Source organism: Pseudoalteromonas sp. NZS71_1, from assembly GCF_015864305.1.
Taxonomy (GTDB): Bacteria; Pseudomonadota; Gammaproteobacteria; order Enterobacterales; family Alteromonadaceae; genus Pseudoalteromonas; species Pseudoalteromonas arctica.
In genome coordinates, this window is sequence record NZ_JADYXM010000007.1 from 166,923 (window position 1) to 186,767 (window position 19,845).

13 protein-coding genes are annotated in these 19,845 nt (G+C 39.9%); 9 read left to right on the top strand and 4 right to left on the bottom strand.

What is annotated here, in order from left to right:
• Nucleotides 1–81 precede the first annotated feature (81 nt).
• From trmJ to I6F43_RS12345, 9 genes are all read left to right on the top strand, one after another.
• Nucleotides 82–807: a tRNA (cytosine(32)/uridine(32)-2'-O)-methyltransferase TrmJ gene (gene trmJ / locus I6F43_RS12305; RefSeq protein WP_024589846.1), complete on the top strand. Its 726-nt coding sequence runs from the start codon at nucleotides 82–84 to the stop codon at nucleotides 805–807.
• Between the two features lie 236 nt (nucleotides 808–1,043).
• Complete coding sequence (gene iscR, locus I6F43_RS12310) at nucleotides 1,044–1,535, top strand: Fe-S cluster assembly transcriptional regulator IscR (RefSeq protein ID WP_007586371.1); 492 nt, start codon at nucleotides 1,044–1,046, stop codon at nucleotides 1,533–1,535.
• 24 nt (nucleotides 1,536–1,559) lie between these two features.
• On the top strand, nucleotides 1,560–2,777 hold the full coding sequence (locus I6F43_RS12315) for an IscS subfamily cysteine desulfurase (RefSeq protein WP_002958425.1): 1,218 nt from the start codon (nucleotides 1,560–1,562) through the stop codon (nucleotides 2,775–2,777).
• 41 nt (nucleotides 2,778–2,818) lie between these two features.
• Nucleotides 2,819–3,202, top strand: coding sequence for a Fe-S cluster assembly scaffold IscU (gene iscU / locus I6F43_RS12320; protein WP_002958426.1), 384 nt, complete (start codon nucleotides 2,819–2,821; stop codon nucleotides 3,200–3,202).
• Nucleotides 3,203–3,214: 12 nt separating this feature from the next.
• A complete protein-coding gene (gene iscA / locus I6F43_RS12325; protein ID WP_007377674.1) occupies nucleotides 3,215–3,538 on the top strand; it encodes an iron-sulfur cluster assembly protein IscA in 324 nt (107 codons plus the stop codon).
• Nucleotides 3,539–3,633: 95 nt separating this feature from the next.
• On the top strand, nucleotides 3,634–4,161 hold the full coding sequence (hscB, locus tag I6F43_RS12330; protein WP_024598032.1) for a co-chaperone HscB: 528 nt from the start codon (nucleotides 3,634–3,636) through the stop codon (nucleotides 4,159–4,161).
• A 41-nt stretch (nucleotides 4,162–4,202) separates the two neighbouring features.
• Nucleotides 4,203–6,065, top strand: coding sequence for a Fe-S protein assembly chaperone HscA (hscA, locus tag I6F43_RS12335; protein ID WP_197102573.1), 1,863 nt, complete (start codon nucleotides 4,203–4,205; stop codon nucleotides 6,063–6,065).
• An 11-nt stretch (nucleotides 6,066–6,076) separates the two neighbouring features.
• Nucleotides 6,077–6,415, top strand: coding sequence for an ISC system 2Fe-2S type ferredoxin (fdx, locus tag I6F43_RS12340; RefSeq protein WP_007586379.1), 339 nt, complete (start codon nucleotides 6,077–6,079; stop codon nucleotides 6,413–6,415).
• A 248-nt stretch (nucleotides 6,416–6,663) separates the two neighbouring features.
• Entirely contained in the window at nucleotides 6,664–8,091 is a 1,428-nt protein-coding gene (locus tag I6F43_RS12345) for an NAD-dependent succinate-semialdehyde dehydrogenase (RefSeq protein WP_197102575.1), read from the top strand.
• Nucleotides 8,092–8,379: 288 nt separating this feature from the next.
• Here I6F43_RS12345 and I6F43_RS12350 read toward each other — a convergent pair whose 3' ends face one another.
• Genes I6F43_RS12350 through I6F43_RS12365 form a run of 4 tightly spaced genes read right to left on the bottom strand, consistent with a single transcriptional unit; the run spans nucleotide 8,380 to nucleotide 19,812 of the window.
• Nucleotides 8,380–10,041: an HD domain-containing phosphohydrolase gene (locus I6F43_RS12350; protein WP_197102577.1), complete on the bottom strand. Its 1,662-nt coding sequence runs from the start codon at nucleotides 10,039–10,041 to the stop codon at nucleotides 8,380–8,382.
• A complete protein-coding gene (locus I6F43_RS20275; protein ID WP_331460612.1) occupies nucleotides 10,013–12,232 on the bottom strand; it encodes a CHASE2 domain-containing protein in 2,220 nt (739 codons plus the stop codon). Before I6F43_RS20275 ends, I6F43_RS12350 begins: the two co-directional genes overlap by 29 nt.
• A 20-nt stretch (nucleotides 12,233–12,252) precedes the next feature.
• Nucleotides 12,253–13,086, bottom strand: a complete 834-nt coding sequence (locus tag I6F43_RS12360; protein ID WP_197102579.1) for an MBL fold metallo-hydrolase — start codon at nucleotides 13,084–13,086, stop codon at nucleotides 12,253–12,255.
• 9 nt (nucleotides 13,087–13,095) lie between these two features.
• Nucleotides 13,096–19,812, bottom strand: a complete 6,717-nt coding sequence (locus tag I6F43_RS12365) for an Ig-like domain-containing protein (protein WP_197102582.1) — start codon at nucleotides 19,810–19,812, stop codon at nucleotides 13,096–13,098.
• Between the last annotated feature and the right edge of the window lie 33 nt (nucleotides 19,813–19,845).

The window sequence follows — 19,845 nt, forward strand, 5'->3', positions numbered from 1 at the left end:
CTAGCCTTTTGAATCTAGGATCTTATTACATTTTCATGTTAGAATTTGCGCAATTTTTTGGCATAGCAAAGTAGCACAGTAATGATCTTAGATGATATTCGCATTGTTTTAGTTAACACGTCACATTCCGGCAATATTGGTTCGGCGGCTCGCGCCATGAAAACCATGGGTTTATCAAAACTTTATTTAGTTGATCCTGCTTGCGAAATAGACAGCCAAGCAAGTGCATTAGCTGCAGGCGCAACTGATGTTTTAGGCAATGCAGTTATTGTAGGTACCGTTGAAGAAGCTATCGCTGACTGTACATTAACGATTGGCACAAGTGCGCGTTCTCGTACGCTTTCGTGGCCAATGGTTGAACCACGTGAATGTGGTGAAAAGCTCGTTGCTGAAGCCGTAAATGGTCCTGTAGCGCTAGTATTTGGTCGTGAAAACAGTGGTTTAACTAATGAAGAATTACAGCTTTGTAATTACCATGTATGTATTCCAGCTAATCCAGAGTACAGCTCGCTTAATTTAGCTATGGCCGTACAAACACTTAGCTACGAAACTCGCATGGCATTTTTAAATCAACAACCTAAAAAGGTTGAAGAAGACGATGCAGTTTACCCAAGCTCAAAGCAAACTGAGCTGTTTTATGATCACCTTGAAGACACGTTGTTTAAAACAGGTTTTATCATCAAGCAGCACCCTGGTTTAGTTATGACTAAATTGCGCCGTTTGTTTAACCGAGCTCACCCTGAAGATGCTGAAATGAATATTTTACGCGGTATTCTCACCTCAATTAATAAGGCTATCCCTAAGTAACTTAGGTATAGCTATTAGTTATAAAAGACCTAGACTAATTAACGCGCTAATACTTGACTAAATTACTCAGGTAATTACAATGGCTGTAATACTTGACCAAAGAGGTCAAGTATTGAAAATTTGTTAACTCTACAATTTAAAAGTAAGAGTTTCTAAATCAAATTTTTATCAAGTGATAATACTTGACTAATTTACTCTGGTAATTAAAATTTGCACTCTTTTGTGCAGGGGGCGTTATGAAGTTAACATCAAAAGGCAGATATGCCGTTACAGCTATGCTGGATGTTGCACTACACACAGGTGTAGGTCCTGTAGCCCTTGCTGATATTTCACAAAGACAAGAAATTTCTTTGTCTTACCTTGAACAATTATTTGCTCGTTTACGTAAAAATGGCCTAGTAAGTTCTGTTCGTGGACCTGGTGGTGGTTATTTACTAGGGCGTGAAGCGAGCGTTATCTCTGTTGGCGATATTATTAGCGCCGTAGACGAATCGGTCGATGCAACACGTTGCCAAGGTGCCGATACCGGCTGTCAGAGTGGTATGCGTTGTTTAACACATAATTTGTGGTCAGACCTAAGCGCACGCATAGAAGAATTTTTGAATAATATTACCCTTGCTGAATTGGTGGAAAAATCAGATGTGAAAGAAATAGCATCGCGCCAAGATAACAGTATTAATAATGCAATTAAGCAGTTGGAAAACATTCAAGTAAGCTGTCAACTTTAAGGTTGACCTGCAGCGGAGAGAGAAATGAAGTTACCGATTTATTTAGATTACGCAGCGACCACGCCTGTTGACGAACGTGTTGCTAAAGAAATGATGCAATGCCTGACAATGGACGGTAAGTTTGGTAATCCTGCGTCACGCTCACACCGTTTTGGTTGGCAAGCAGAAGAAGCTGTTGACCAAGCGCGTACAGATATTGCTGATTTAATTAATGCAGACCCACGTGAAATTGTTTTCACATCGGGTGCAACAGAATCAAATAACCTTGCTATTAAAGGTGCAGCACAGTTTTACAAGAAAAAAGGTAAGCACGTTATTACCGCTAAAACTGAGCATAAAGCTGTAATCGACACGTGTCGTGAGCTTGAGCGCCAAGGTTTTGAAGTAACTTACATGGACGTTGAAGAAAACGGCCTACTTGATTTACAAAAACTTGCCGACACAATGCGTGACGACACAGTACTTGTAAGCATCATGCACGTTAATAACGAGCTAGGTGTAATTCAAGATATCGCGACTATTGGCGAAATGTGTCGCGAACGTAAAATTATGTTCCACGTAGATGCAGCGCAAAGCGCGGGTAAAGTATTAATTGACGTGCAACAGCTTAAAGTTGATTTTATGTCGTTCTCTGCACATAAAGTGTATGGCCCTAAAGGTGTTGGCGCACTTTACGTTCGTCGTAAACCACGTGCTCGCCTTGAAGCGCAAATGCACGGTGGCGGACATGAACGTGGTATGCGTTCAGGTACACTAGCTACTCACCAATTAGTGGGTATGGGTACTGCGTTTAAAATCGCTAAGCAAGATTTCGAAAAAGATCACGCACACATCAGCGCCTTACGTAATCGTTTAATCGACGGCATTATGGCTGATATGGACGAAGTATACTTTAACGGCACACAAGACCAATCAGTACCTGGCATTGTAAACATCAGCTTTAACTTTGTTGAAGGTGAGTCGTTACTTATGGCAGTAAAAGACATTGCAGTATCGTCAGGTTCAGCCTGTACATCTGCAAGCTTAGAGCCTTCTTATGTATTACGTGCACTTGGCCGTAACGACGAATTAGCACATAGCTCAATTCGTTTTAGTATTGGTCGCTTTACTACCGAAGAAGAGATTGATTACACCGTCGAATTAATGAAAAACTCTATCGGTCGCCTACGTGAGATGTCTCCACTTTGGGAGATGCATCAAGAAGGTATTGATTTAGATTCAGTTGAATGGGCTCACCACTAATAGTGTGAGCACATACCCTAGCAGGTAATGAGGATAGAATAATGGCTTATAGTGATAAAGTAATCGACCACGTAGAAAACCCACGTAACGTAGGTACTCTAGATAAGAACGATCCGTCAGTGGCAACGGGTATGGTAGGCGCACCAGCATGTGGTGACGTAATGAAATTGCAAATTAAAGTATCTGCCACTGGCGTTATTGAAGATGCAAAATTCAAAACCTACGGTTGTGGTAGCGCAATTGCTTCATCTTCACTTGTAACAGAGTGGGTTAAAGGCAAAACGCTAGACGAAGCAGCGACAATCAAAAACACTGATATCAGTGCAGAGCTAGAATTACCACCAGTGAAAATTCACTGTTCAATTTTAGCCGAAGATGCAATTCAAGCAGCAATTGCAGACTACAAAAGCAAACAAGCGAAGTAAGAAGAGAAACTCATGGCAGTGACATTGACAGATGCGGCAGCAAACCGCGTACAATCATTTTTAGCAAACCGCGGTAAAGGTTTAGGCCTGCGCGTTGGCATTAAAACGACGGGCTGTTCAGGTCTTGCTTATGTACTTGAGTTTGTTGACGATTTAAACGAAGACGATGAAACTTTTGCGGCTAAAGGTGTCACATTAATTGTTGACGCTAAAAGCTTAGTTTACATCGACGGCACAGAGCTCGACTACACTAAAGAAGGCTTAAATGAAGGGTTTAAATTTAGAAACCCTAACCAAGCAGATGAGTGTGGTTGTGGCGAAAGCTTTACCGTTTAAGATTTAAATATCTTTGTAGTATAAATAAGCCCTGCCAGTTAATGTAGGGCTTTGTTATTTTTGAAATTAATTTCTGAATTTTATTGGTTGAAGTTATGCGCTATTTTGAGTTATTTGCAATACCAGTTGACTACAATATTGATTTAGTGACAGTTAACAAGCACTACTTGGAATTACAACGTACTGTACATCCAGATCGCCACGCGAATGCGAGCAGCCGCGATAAGTTAATGGCTGTGCAAAGCGCCGCCGAAATTAACGATGCGCTACAAATATTAAAGCACCCAGTAAAGCGTGCTGAATATATGTTGAGTGAGCTAGGTGTTGATATTCGTGCAGAGCAGCAAACCTTGCAAGATCCAATGTTTTTAATGCAGCAAATGGAACTTCGCGAAGAGCTTGAAGAGCTAACATCATCAAGCGATCCTGATACTGCGATTGCAAATTTTGAAAAACAAATTAAGCAACTAAACGCGCAGTACAGTGCACAACTTGCCGAGCAACTAGCGAGTAACGATGAGCAGCAATATCAACTTGCCGCAGATAATATTCGTAAACTGAAGTTTGTTTATAAGTTGCGTGACGAACTAGAGCGCATTGAAGACAGTTTATTTGACGATTAATTACTTGCTGCAAAGCGAGCAACACGAGTTTAAAGAGCATTATGGCATTATTGCAAATTGCTGAGCCGGGGCAGAGCGCGGCACCACACGAACATAAACTAGCTATTGGTATTGACCTTGGTACAACCAATTCATTAGTTGCAACAGTACAAAGTGGCGAAGCCCGCACGTTAACTGATGATCTTGGCGCGGCTATGTTACCGTCGGTTGTTCGTTATCAAGCAGGCGGTATTACTGTTGGCGCAGAGGCTGCACAAGCAGCAACGCAAGATCCTGCTAATACACTTATTTCGGTTAAGCGTTTTTTAGGCAAAACTCAGGCTGAAATAGAGCAAAGTTATGGCCAATTACCGTATGAGTTTTGTGAAGACAATGGTGCGCTAGCAATAGAAACTGCGGCTGGCAAAATCAGCCCAATTAAAGCATCAAGCCATATTTTAGCTGCATTAAGATCACGTGCTGAGCAAAGCTTTGGTAATCAAGAAATTTTAGGGGCTGTAATTACAGTGCCTGCGTACTTTGATGACGCGCAGCGCCAAAGTACTAAAGATGCCGCAGAACTTGCTGGTATTAACGTACTACGTTTATTAAATGAGCCAACAGCAGCAGCGGTTGCTTATGGTTTAGATTCAGGTCAAGAAGGTATTATTGCTGTTTATGATTTAGGCGGTGGTACATTTGATATATCAGTACTTAGATTACACCAAGGTGTGTTTGAAGTAATGGCAACTGGCGGCGACTCAAGCCTCGGCGGCGATGACTTTGACTCACTACTTGTTGATTACTTTAAGCAGCAAACTGGTGTGTCAGCGTTGTCACCTTCAGTTTTACGTTTATTCATCAATAAAGCAAAGGCCTGTAAAGAAGCATTAAGCCAATACGCTAAAGTAAACGTAGGTCTTGAGTTTGACGATCAAAAATACACAGTAGAAGTAACGCGCGAAACGTTTGACGAAATGGCTATGCCACTCGTTAAAAAAACGCTGCGTTCGTGTCGTCGTGCTGTAAAAGATGCTGGCATAGAAAACGACGAAGTACTGCAAGTTATTATGGTAGGCGGTTCAACCCGTATGCCACTGGTACGTAGCCAAGTACAAAGTTTTTTTGATAAAGAGCCACTGACTTCAATCGACCCAGATCGTGTAGTAGCACTAGGTGCTGCGCTTCAGGCTGATGTGTTAATTGGCAATAAGCCTGATTCTGACATGTTGTTACTTGATGTATTGCCGTTGTCGCTAGGCCTTGAAACGATGGGCGGTTTGGTTGAAAAAATCATTCCACGCAATACAACGATTCCGGTAGCACGCGCGCAAGAATTTACAACGTTCAAAGACGGCCAAACGGCAATGTCGTTGCATGTGCTGCAAGGTGAGCGTGAGCTTGTTGATGATTGTCGATCGCTTGCTAAATTTAGCTTAAAAGGTATTCCACCAATGGCGGCAGGCGCTGCGCATATTCGTGTGACCTTTAAGGTAGATGCAGATGGTTTATTAAGTGTTTCAGCCATGGAAAAATCAACAGGCGTACAAGCTGAAATTCAAGTTAAGCCTTCGTTTGGTTTATCTGACGACCAAGTAGCTAACATGCTAAAAGAGTCAATGAGTAACGCGAAAGGCGATATGCAAGCGCGTATGCTCAAAGAGCAACAAGTAGAAGCACTGCGTGTAATAGAAGCGCTTAATGCATCACTTGCAGCTGATGGTGCATTGCTTGATGATATGCAACTAGCTAACTTACGCACTGAAATTGCAGAACTGGTAAAAGTGCGCGAAAATGCACAAGAGCCTGGCGAAATTAAAGCAGCTATCGAAAAAGTCGATAATGCGAGTAGCGACTTTGCATCGCGCAGAATGGATGCATCAATTAAAAAAGCCCTTACAGGGCAGTCAGTAGACAACATTTAAGAGAGATTAGAATGCCACAAATTGTTTTTCTTCCACATCCTGAATTATGTCCTGACGGCGCTGCAATCGAAGCACCTACAGGCCAAACAGTACTCGACGCTGCGCTTAAAAATGGTATTAGCATTGCGCATGCTTGCGAAAAGTCGTGTGCATGTACTACGTGTCATTTAGTGATTCGTGAAGGATTTGATTCACTACAAGAAAGTGATGAGCTAGAAGATGACATGCTAGATAAAGCATGGGGCTTAGAGCCAGAGTCACGTCTTGGTTGCCAAGCAATTATAAGAGATGAGGACTTGGTGGTTGAAATACCTAAGTACAATCTCAATATCGTTAATGAAGAGCACTAGTTTTTAACGATGTATATATTAAAAGCCGCTGTTTGATACAGCGGCTTTTTTGTTTCAAGAAAGCATTTATAAACACGTAGCAGCGACTTTATGTCGCGTTTTTAAATATCAAACGTTTTAAGTTAAATTTTTCTAATCTCAAACTTGAACATCAAAATGATCACGTATTTTTCAGATTATATAAACGCGGGGTAAACCCGCTGCTACGAGTTCAACCCAATCCCTAAAATCTATTTCGGAGGTGTATTTTGAGTAATCTTATTTTTTCTGACTCATTTATTAACGGCGAATTTTATAAAACTGATACGCACTTTAGCGTTAACGATCCCGCGACCGAAAAAAGTATTGTTGATGTAAGCGATATTGACGAGCAGGGTGTAAATAGAGCAATAACCGCAGCTCAAGGGGCTTTTGTTAAGTTAAAAGCGACGAATGCCACCGAGCGAAGCGAAACCTTGATGCGCTGGTATGAGCTAGTAATAAAGCACAAGCAAACACTTGCAGAGCTAATGACCAAAGAGCAAGGCAAGCCGCTCAAAGAATCTCTTGGTGAGATTAATTACGGTGCAGGTTTTATCAAATGGTTTGCAGAAGAAGCCAAGCGTAGTTACGGAGATGTAATTCCGCCAACAGATAACTCGCATCGTTTAACTAGTTTTAAGCAGCCTGTAGGTGTTGTGGCGGGTATAACGCCTTGGAACTTCCCTGTTGCTATGGTTACTCGTAAAGTAGCTCCAGCTTACGCTGCGGGCTGTAGTTTTATACTTAAACCTTCTGAACACACGCCACTATGTGCTATTGCACTTGCTTATCTGGCCGATCAAGCTGGTTTTGTTAAAGGTGCATTTAACGTACTCGTATCACAAGATGCTAAAACAGTCGGTAAAATGCTGACTGACTCAGAAATCGTGCGTAAGTTTACATTTACCGGCTCTACCGGTGTAGGTAAGCAGTTACTATCGCAATGTGCAGACACAATTAAACGTACATCAATGGAGCTCGGTGGTAATGCTCCTTTTATTATTTTTGATAATGCAGATTTAGATGAAGCAGTTGAAGGATTAATGGCGGCTAAATTTAGAAATAGTGGGCAGGCATGTGTTGCTGCAAACCGTATTTTTATACAGCGTAATATTCTCGATAAAGTACTTTCAAAAATCACCCCTAAGGTTGCAGCGTTAAAAGTGGCAAATGGTTTTGAAGACGATGTCGATATTGGTCCACTCATTTATCCTAAAGCCAAAGAGAAAGTACAACACTTAGTACAAGACGCACTCGATAAAGGCGCTACGTTGATTGGCGATAATAGTGACTTAGGTGGCAGCTTTCAAAACCCATTAATAGTAAACAACGTAACTACTGAGATGGATATTTACCACGAAGAAGTATTTGGTCCAGTATTAACGGTTATTCCTTTTGATGAAGAAAGTGAAGTGCTTGCACTTGCTAACGATGTACCATTTGGTCTGGCAGCCTACTTTTACAGCCAAAATATTAAGCAAATTTACCGAATTAGTGAAGGGCTTGAATTTGGTATGGTCGGCGTAAATGAAGGTGTTATATCAAACCCAGTAGCGCCTTTCGGTGGCGTTAAGCAATCTGGTTTAGGCCGAGAAGGTGGGCATCAAGGGCTGAATGAGTACCTAGAAGAAAAATACGTCTGCATTAAAATATAACGGCAGTTAAGTATACAAGCGCGAATTTACTTCGCGCTTTTTTATGACGTTAATATGGCAGATATATGAACTTTATCTTTTACTGTTGCTACCCAAAGCGCTAAATGCTACCTTTGGGAACATATTTTTTGTTAATAAAACAACATAAAAAAACAAATAAAAAGTAAAAGGATTTCTATAAGTAGAAATAACCCCGTGTGTAAATGCCACCGTAAGGTGGCATTTTTTTGTTTGGATAGGTATAGGCTGTAATAAGCGCATTTTGAATAAAGGCATGGCTTATAGGTGCTAACTTATAGGTGTGTAACCGGGTATGTTATCAAAATCTACCTCATCTAGCTGCTCTGGGTTAGCATATTCATTGATATAATTTTTATAGACTTGCGACTCAATAAAAATAGCAAAAATGTCAGCATCAAGGTGGTTTTTAGCAACCATTGACCCTAAAATAAATAAACACTCACTGACCGGTTTTGCTTTTTTGTAGGGCCTGTCTACCGCAGATAGCGCTTCAAAAATATCCGTAATAGCCATTAACCTTGCAGGCACCGACATTTGCTCTTTGGTTAAACCTCTTGGGTAACCAGTACCGTCAAGTTTTTCATGATGACCTAAAGCATATTCAGTCACATTGCTTAAGTGTTTAGGGAACGGCAGGGCATCTAAAATATTTTTAGTTACATCCATATGACGTTTCATTACTTCACGTTCGGCTTCGGTTAACGTGCCTCTTCGTATTGTTAAGTTTTCAACTTCATCAGCTGAGAGCAATGGTGTATTAATATCATTTATAACGAGTTGGTATTTGTTTGCAATGCGTTCAATGTGCTCAAGTTCTGCATCACCTAAAAACTCGCCCCCTACATTCACACGCTGTAATAATGCACGGTCTAATGCTAACTGTTTAAGCTCGGTATCAAGTAGGCGTTCAAATTGTTGAACTTCGATAGGTTTTTGCAGTTTCATCGCACAGATGATTTTTTGCTGATACGCTATTTTTAAATCTCGGCTAATTATTTCAAATTTAGCATCTACATATTTTATTCGATCAAAAATAGTTTCTAGTTTTGTCGACTTTTCCATAATGTGATCGGGAGTCGCGATTTTCCCGCAGTCATGTAACCAGCCTGCTATATCAAGTTCATGCCGGTCGGCCTCACTCATCGAAAATGAAGCCAAAGGGCCTTTATTTATATCATGTACGGCATCAGCTAGCATTAACGTGAGTGCTGGTACTCGTTTACAATGGCCACCGGTATGAGGAGACTTTTCATCTATTGCCATCGCAATTGTTTCAGCAAAGGTCGAAAAAAGATCTTCCATTCCCTTAATTAGTGTTGAGTTAGTTAGTGAAATAGCGCCTAAAGAGGCAAAAGATCGAATTAGAGTGACAAGCTCTTCACTAAAAGGAATGTTTTTATTTTGCGCATCTTTTACATTTATAAGCTGGATTACACCAATAATGTCATCTTCGTGATCTTTTAAAGGAATTGTTAGCATGGACTCAGAGCGGTAACCCGTGCGGGCATCCATTTTGCGAGCTGCGCTCATATCAAAGGGCAGGGCATCATACACGTCAGGAATGTTAATCACTTCGCCAGAATTTGCAGAGTGGGCAACAATAGCTGTTTCGTTTGGTTTGCCATCAATAAAAAGATCTATATTAGGAAAATCTACAGGGCTCCCTAAAGTGCCACCTAAATAAAGATTTAATGACTTATTTATTACCGTTTCAAACTTGAGTTGTTTGTTTGGGGTAATAGAGTAAATGCTGCCAGCATCAGAATTTGCTATCGACATCACAACTTGCAGTATTTCATCAAGTAACTTAGACGAGTTTTTTTCTGTTGTTAGCCTAATACTAATATCGATAAAATGCTGAAGGTTTGTTTTGTCTTTAATGTGCTGTCGCATATGTTTACTACTTTTTAGTATGTTTGAAGGCACCATTCCAATCCTTAGCTAGTGTTTGCAAATCAGTGCCCTTAATACGTTCGATAAAAATGGTATAAACGTCAGAGCTAAATACGGTCGTGCTGTGTAGTTCTTTAAATAAGCTAAGCGCTTGTGGCCAGTTTTTATTATAAAAAAGCGTCATGGCCTGCTGTGATTTTTTAACTTCATTTAACTGTTCTTCATCGAGCTTATCTGTAAAGTTTATAGGCTCAAACAACAGTACAGCCGTTGTTTTTCCGACAACTTGTACTTTATCTATTAAACGAAATGAAATATGAGGGCATTCCTTCATCGTTTCTTCTGTAACAAGAATAGCTACGCCATAAAATTTGGTCAAGCTTTCTACTCTAGCACCTAAATTAACAGTATCACCAAGAACTGTATAGGCTTTACGGTAAACCGAACCCATATCACCTACATTCATATCGCCAGTACTTAAACCGATACCAATTTTTATTGCAGGCTGGCTGCTTTCTGCAAATAACTGATTTATTTGCGTTAACCCGTTTATCATACCCATAGCGGCTTCAACACCATGGCGAGCGTGGTTTTCATCTTTTAGTGGAGCATTCCAAAATGCCATCACCATATCGCCTACGTACTTATCAATAGTTCCGTTATGATCAAATATGATTTTGGTAATAGCCGTAAGATATTCGTTTAAATATTCACTTAACTGATGAGGCGACATACTTTCTGATACTGAAGTGAAACTACGAATGTCGGCAAACAACACCGTCATATTTTTTCGCTCACTTTTTTGAGATAAACTTTTACCCTGTAGTATCATCTGATTTATACGCTCAGGAGGCATATATTGGTCAAACATAGATTTTATTTTTCGGCTATGTTTCATTTCAGCGATAGATCCAACAATGATGTAATAACCCGCTAATATAATGATGAGTAAAAGGGGCATTAATAAAGGTAAACTAATTTTTTGTACTGACCATAAATAAACGTTTAAAAATATAACGACACTTGTGACTATAAGAGACAAAATAATAATAAAACGTGCGCTCTTACCGTGGCTAAAAAACGACAGTACGCTACCCGTTAATGCAATGATGAGTAAACTTGCTCCCAGTGACCAATTAGGTTTAGATGGCAGTAGCTCTGGGTGCATTAATCCTTCAAATATATTGGCATGAACCTCCACACCGGGATACTGTAAACCAACAGGTGTTGATCTTAAATCAGCGAGTCCAATTGCCGATGTGCCAATAAAGGCTACAGTGCCTTCTAATTCCTCTAAACCAATTTTTTTGGTCAAAATATCGGTAGCCGAATAATAAGGGAAGCTATGTGCACGCCCTTTGTAAGGAATTAATATTTGCCCATATTCATCAGTTTGAATCCACTTATCTTGAAACTTTATACCTTCGAATAATGTTATACCATCTAATATATTGGAACGAGTTTCTATGTTTTCAGCAAGAGTATAAAGTCGAGCAACTTCAAGTGCTAAAGAAGGGTAGAGCTTATTGCCAACTCGATTTATAAGAGCTGCTTTACGTATAAAGCCATCTTCATCGCTATGTGCATTGATAAAACCGGTGCCCGTTGTAGCATTTTGTAACTGAGGAATATTTACAATAGCACCAGGGAACTGGTTTATTTGTGAATTAGTATGATCTGCATTTGCCCATACAACACTGCTTTTAGCTGGCAAGTTTTGATTAGTGAGTTGTTCATCAATTAATAAAAAACCAAGAACAGTATCATTTTTAGATAATGCGCTTGCTAGTTTTGTGTCTGCATCGACTTGTTTAGTAATTTCAGCAAAGGGGATGGTGTACTTTTTTGATAAATCTGGAATTTCAGACATAATTTTTGTAACGGGGTTTTCTTCCTGTTCAGAAAAAAATATATCGAATGCAATAACAATAACACCTGCATCAGTAAGCTTTGTAACAAGGTCAGCTACTTTTGAGCGACTCCAAGGAAAGCGTCCTTGTTCTTGCATGCTCCTTTCGTCGATATCAATTATTACAACGGTTTCATCAATACGCCTAGGCGTCTCTGAAAGTGTTAGTAACAACCGAGAGTCGTATATTATACCTTCTACGCGATTAACTAACTTTGCAAGCGACCCAGTTGAAAATAGCTCTATTGATGCAATTAATAATGTAATAACAGCGCCAATGAAAAAGTGCTTTGAAGTAATTGGTTTTAAGGAGCTAATGAGTAACGTTCCTTGATAGACTAAAAATCAAAAACTCGTCCTTCTCGGCCGCACTCTATTTTTACCTGTTGAGCGTACTGCGTGTGTAAATATTTTTCTATAGCTAATAACTGTTCATCGGTTCTTGATGGATCGTGGCTAATAATAACCACATTTTTAATACTCGCTTTTATAGCCAGCTCAGCAACCTGATCTATGGTGCTATGCCCCCAACCATGTTTAAGAGGCAAGTCTGCATCTATAAATTGAGCATCATGAATTAGTAAATCAGCGCCTTCAATAAAGTTGACCCATTCGCTAATACTTGTGTTTGCTTTTTCTGGCGGATTTAGCTCATTGTCGGTAACGTAAGCCACCTTTTTTTCATCTGCTTTAATACAATAAGCAGTACCACCACCAGGGTGATTTAGTGGAGCAGTCGAAACCAAAAAACCATTAAGTGTAAATTGCTTTTGAGACGATAAATCAGTATTAAGCGTAATGCTGGCAGGTAAATCTTGATAACACACCGGAAAGTACGAACCACTCATTTGCTTTAATATGGCATCTTGGCTTTTTTTATCATCAACGTTACCCACAGTAATAGTTATATCGCGGTTGGGTTGGTAAATAGGTTTAAAAAAAGGAAACCCTTGAATATGGTCCCAATGGTTATGCGTTAGCAAAATATTGATAGGACTTTGTGTTTCTAGTAAACGTGTACCGAGTTCTACAATACCGGTACCAGAGTCTAAAATAAGATCTTTGCCATTATTTTGTTCAATGTACACACATGAGGTATTTCCTCCAAAAATGTGGGTATTACTTCCTGCTGAAGCCATTGAGCCTCTAACACCAAAAAATTCAACTTTCATAATTTAAGGCTAAGCTCCATCTTCTACAAAATTGAATTTAGAAATACTAACATTGTTAGAGTTAGTGTCATTACAGGTGCTGCTTACAACAACTTGGGTGTCATTTTGTAAGATGATTGAAGTAAATACATGTGTACTGGTACATTGGCTTGCTTCATAAAATCCGGCACCACTGGCTCCAAACGTATTATCTAAAGTACCGTCAGTTAAAATACGCGCTAACATTCCTTTATTGTTAGCCATGCCGGCTAAAATAAGTTGATTGCTACTATCGAGCGCTGCACCACTTAGCTCAGTGTTACCGCTTGACGCCAAAGTATATTCACCGACACCATTTACGGCAAAGTTAGTATCAAGCGCACCCGTAACGAGCAACCTAATAACATTGGCTTTATTTGGCGAATCAATAAGGTTTGCTATTAAATATAGCTTACCCGTTGTGTCAGTTAAAATCTGCGCTATTTTATTGTCGGTATCTGTGGTTTCTTCACCTAGATATTTAAATACTTCAGTACCGTTTGAGCTTAGCTTCAATGCAATTAGCTTTGAAGTGCCACTTAATACTGCCTTACCACCAATGAAAATATCTGCATTGTCGGTATGTACACGGTTATAGTACTCAAAAGCTGAGCCTATGATACTTCCGCCAGTGCCAAAGTTAGGCTCAAGGGTACCTTCTGGCGTCAACATTATAACGATTGGGCTAGGAGTGCCACTTATTACGATTGACCCAACAGTAATAATGTTACCGCTATTATCAAGTGCAATACCTGTCAGGTTTACCAATTCTGCGCCACTGACAGAGGTTGTGTATACACCGTCTGTTGCAAATGAAGTGTCTAAATTACCAGACTGATCAACTTTAGCTACAAAGCCCGCTTCACCATTTTCACTATTTTTAGAGCCTGTAATAACTAAATTGCCGTCGCTTTGCTCGGTTAAAGCGACGCGCGACTTACTCAAATCTATGGCAATTTCTTTATGGCCACTTTCGCTAAAGCTAGTATCTATATCACCCGCACTCGTAAAGCGTGTTAATACTAACTTAGTAATTGAGTCCGATTTAGCCGTTGATGCAAGAATGTACTTACCAGCATGAGGGTCATTGCTAAGTTGTAAAACGTGCATTGATTCATCGTTTGTCGCATCTACTAAATTATTAAGGGTAAAGTAACCATTCGTTTCAAAGTTACTAAATAATGTGGCTTGGCTGTCTATTGCTGCAATAAACGGTTTTGTATTTGAGTCATCATTAACACCAGCTACCCAAATAGTGTCATTAGAGTCGATAGCTAAAGTATTGGCAAATTGCTTACCACTTATACCATCAATTATATTAATGCCGGAGGTGCCATAGGCACTATCTAAAGTACCTTGATTATTAATCCGTGCTGAAAATAATTTTTCTGAGGCTGATACGCCAGTCGTCCCCGACAAGCTAATACCATTGTTGATGGGCTCATGTTTAATGCCCGCAATGTTAGCGCCGCCATCACCATTTCCACTATCATTATCAATATCATAAATTGCAATACCAGCATTGCCAAAGGTGGTGATTAGCTCCCCATCTTTATTAATAGCTAATACTACCGCTTCTTTTTCACCGCTGGTTCTTGTTACATATCCACCTGCAAAGGCAGTAAATTCAGAATCAACAACTCCGCCTACAGCAAAAAGTTCGTCGTCTTTATCATTATCAGATATATCAATTGTTAGTGCTGCGCCACCATTAAAGTTATTGTCATTATCGCCATCAGATTTTAAATAACGAAGTAGAGAGTCTTTTGTTCCCTCTGCATTGGTAACACTCCCTACCACTAAGTAATCAGACTTATCAAAGTTCTTAACGGCAAAGCCTTCATCATCTCGATTAGCGCCGCTAACATCTACAATAGCTGGAGTAGAGTTCTCAAAATCTAAATCTGATTTTTTGTAATGTATCCATAGGCTATCGTTTTGAGTGCCGTCAAAGTGTTTGCCCACAGCCAGTAATTTATCGCCATCAATTTCAAGGTCATTAATAACGGTAGTACTATTAAGCGTTGTACATTGAATATCTGCGCCACTTTCATCGTCGTCATCATCATCGTCATCATCCGAACCAGTACTTAACGTTCCAGCGAGATCCATTTTAAGTATACAAGCTTCATTATGGGTGCCATCAAAACTAGAATAGGCAATGAAAAGATCTGTACCGTCAGAAATAATAGCGGTGGCTTCTTCGTCTTGATCTAAATCGAGTATTTTAGTGCCGGTGTTATTAAAGGCAGTATTCATATCACCATTGTTTGAGTAAGAGATAATAAGAAGGTCTTTATCAGCATTGTTGGTAAAACCAACAAAATAAAGGTTGCCATTAAGCTCTATACTGTCTTTAAATTCGCCACCAGAAAAAATGTCTGAAAGATCAAGCTCTCCTGTAATTGGGCGTCCAAATGTCAAATCTTCAATTGGAATAAAAAGCTCAACTTCATCAGTAATATTAACGGTTATGTTAACGTTTGAACTTTCATTAGGGATGCCATCATCAGTTATAGTGATATTTAAGATATATTGATTAGTTGTTTCAAAATCAAATGGGCTTTCACCTGCGGTTGATAAAACACCAGAGCTGCTATTAATTTCAAATAAAGCAGTGTTACCGCCAGTTAAACTATAAGTTAAAGTCTGGTTCTCAATATCTGACGCGCTAACAGTCCCTATAATGTCACCATCTGTAGCATTTTCATTAATACTAAAAATTTGAACTGATGCTACGGGGGCATCGTTAACGGCTGTTACGGTAATGGCTACTGTGGCTGTATTGGTTCCACCATTATTATCACTAACAGTATAAGTTACTGTGGCAAGTCCATTGATATTGGTTGCAGGCGTATATTGAATTTGATCGCCAATTATCGAGACCGAGCCAATATCAGCTGAGGCTGAGGCAATCACCAAGCTATCGCCATCAGAGTCAGTATCATTTGCTAATGCGTTTATCAGTATTGGTGCAGCATCTTCAGCCATGGTCGCGGTATCGTCATTGGCAACAGGCGCATCGTTTACTGCAGTTATCGTAATAGTGAGTGTGGCAGTATTCGTTCCACCATTATTATCACTAACAGTATAAGTTATAGTGGCGAGTCCATTTTCATTCGGTGCAGGGGTGTATTGAATTTGATTGCCAACTACTGAGGCTGAGCCAATATCGGCTGATGCTGCACTGATCGCCAGGCTGTCGCCATCTACATCTGAGTCATTTTCTAATACGTTTATCAGTATTGGCGCTGCATTTTCAGCCATGGTCGCGGTATCGTTATTGGCAATAGGTGCGTCGTTCACTGCCGTTATCGTAATAGCGACCGTAGCGGTATTCGTTCCACCATTATTATCACTAACAGTATAAGTTATTGTGGCGAGTCCATTGGCGTTGGCAGCTGGGGTGTATTGAATTTGATTGCCAACTACTGAAACCGTACCAATGTCAGCTGAGGCTGCACTTATTGTTAGGCTGTCGCCGTCTTCATCTGAGTCATTTGCTAATACGTTTATTAATATTGGCGCTGCATCTTCAGCCATGGTCGCGGTATCACTATTAGCAACAGGTGCGTCGTTCACTGCAGTTATCGTAATAGTAACCGTAGCGGTATTCGTTCCACCATTATTATCACTAACAGTATATGTAACTGTTGCTAAGCCGTTGCTATCGGCTGCAGGTGCGTATTGAATTTGATTGCCAACCACTGAGACTGAGCCAATATCTGCCGAGGCTGCGCTGATTGTGAGGCTATCACCATCCACGTCTGAATCATTTGCTAATACGTTTATTAGTATTGGCGCAGCATCTTCAGCCATGGTAGCCAAGTCTGCGTTTGCAACTGGGGCATCGTTTACGGGAGTAATAGTAATAGTTAATGTTGTTGTACTTGAACCACCGCTACTATCGCTTACAGTATAAGTAACTGTTGCTAAACCGTTGCTGTTAGTCTCAGGAGTGTATTGAATTTGATTGCTTATCACTGAGACCGAGCCAGTATCTGCCGAGACAGCGCTGATAGTGAGGCTATCGCCATCCACGTCAGAGTCATTTGCTAATACGTTTATTAGTATTGGGGCAGCATCTTCATCAATTGTAGCTGAGTCAGCGTTTGCAATTGGAGTATCATTTATTGGTAGTATAGTAATTGTTAAGTTTGTAGTTGCAGTACCGCCGCTTCCATCGCTTATTGTGTAGCTAATAATTGCTGTTCCATTTGTATTAGCAGCAGGCGTGTATTGGATTTTATTATCAACAACAGATGCAGAACCTATATCTGCAGTAGCAGCTGTTATTGTAAGAGTATCGCCATCAATGTCGGAGTCGTTAGCTAGTACGTTAACTAATAACGCAGGAGCATCTTCGTTCATCGTTGCTGAATCAGTATTTGCAGTAGGGGCATCATTAACGGGTGTCACGGTAATCGTCACACTTGCTGTTCTGTCGTTTATGCCTTCATTACCAGTGCTATAACCATCCGTAATGGTGTAAGTTAGTACTATCTCACCTGAAAAGTTTGCTGGTGGAGTAAACTGTATTTTTCCGGCGACAATAGTCGCTTCTCCAGCAATATTTTCTATGTTCGAAATACTAATCGTATCGCCATCTGCATCAGTGTCGTTAGCTAGCACGTCTAATAAAGATGCAGAGCTGTCTTCGTCTAACGTATATTGATCGTCATTGGCTTCTGGAAAAGTATTAACGCCGCTTTCACTTAAGGTTACTTGAGCTGTAGCAGTTAAGCCTTGCTCATTTGAAATTGAATAAGTAAAGCTATCTACACCAATAAAACCTAAGTCTGGTTGGTAGGTAAATGAGCCATCAACTTTTAATGTAAGCTCGCCATTTTGAGTTGCATTAATTGCAGTGCTATTAACTGATAAATCGCCAGCCTCAATATTAAAATCGTTAACTAGTAGGCCATTTTGCGTAGTTACTTCAAATAGTTTATTTTTACTAAACTGATAGGCATCATTTTGTGCAACAGGGTTATCAGGTTCACTGTTTATTATTAAAGTTACTGTCGCTGTAGAAGTCGCTCCTAAAGCGTCAATAGCTTGATATTGAAATTGATCAACACCATTAAAATTAGCATCTGGTACATAACTAAAACTGCCATCAATTGCTAATAATAGTTGGCCATGTGTAGGTGCTACGATAAATGTTTCATCAACTGAAAAACTGTCATTATTTGGGTCAGTATCGTTACTAAGCACACCATTGGCTGCTGTAACCACAAGTGTTTCATCTTCGCTTAAACTATAGCTATCATTTTTTGTTATAGGGGCTACGTTAGTGTTTGAACTTACAATGGTTACATTTGCAATAGCCTGAGCACCTTGTGCATCAACAACTCTATACTGAAAGCTGTCTTCACCTTGCATGTTTTGCTCACCTTGGTATTCAAAGCCACCATTATCAAAAAGAGTTAATTGTCCTCTTGTCGGTTCGTTAACAGGCGTTGTATCAACAGTTAAGTTATCTAAGTCTATATCGCTATCGTTAATAAGTAAGCCAGGCGATAGGACAACTAAGGCTCCATTGTTTGTAATGTTATAAGTATTATCAAGTGCAATAGGGGCGTCATTAACAGCTAAAATAGTTATCTCTACAACTGCGGTGTCTGTCATACCTAGCTCGTTAGCAACTTGATAGCTAAAGGCATCTTCACCATTAAAGTTTGCAATAGGGATATAAGTAAAATCCCCATTTTCATTTATATTAAGCGTGCCATGCTGCGGTAGAATTAAGGCATCAGCATTTACACGTAAAACGCCACTGTATTGATTTGTATCATTTGTTAATACGTTGCCTTGTAGAGTTTGATCTTCACTTATCTGAAACTGATCGGCATTAGCTTCTGGCGCAAATGCAAGCTCTCCACCCACTGGTGCTATGTTTATTGTATTAGCAAAGCCACTTTCACCACTGCCATCAACACCGGTAATAAGTACTTGATAACTTTTATCTGTCAATGACTCGGTAATGCTTAATGCAGTATCTTGAATACTTAAAAATTGTTGCCCGTTTTCTAACTCATTAATATTAGTAGATGAGACACCCGCTTGAGTTGCAATATAAACATTATAACGATTAAGTTCAGGGTTAGCTTGCCACGAAATATTAATATTATCTTCGTCTCGCTGAGCTGTAACCCCTTCAATTTGATATGGTTGCCAGTTAAAAGTAATTGCATCAGCAAGGACTTGGTTATCTAAAGTGTCAGTTATCCATATTTCTAGGCGTATCTCTCCTGGAGTTACCCCATAAAGCACAGGACTGAGGCCTATAATTGATTTTTCGTAGCCAAAACCACAATCAGAAGAACACAGTGATATGCTTTTATTTACGCTAGGGAGCACTAAATTAACTTCAGCAATGCCATCCGCATCCGAAGCTTCAAGTAAAAAAGAAACATTACCTTGCACGGTTTCGTTTATTTGTGAAAAAACAATATTAGCGCGCGTATTGGCTATGCTTGATCCAACAACTCCTCTACTTGAAGTGACAGCACCTAAAACTTTTGTATTCTTGGTTTGATTACTTGCTATAACGCCAGCCAAATTTATATAGCTAGTCACCGTTGGCGTTAATACTTCAGCTGTAGGTGATTTTATAGCTTCTTGAGAAGGGCTTTCTTCTGAGCCTCCACAAGCACTTAACAAAAACACCATAGAACCAAGCAAAAATATATTTTTTGCTGTCATTTTAAATACTCCATAATAAAAGCTTTGTATCCA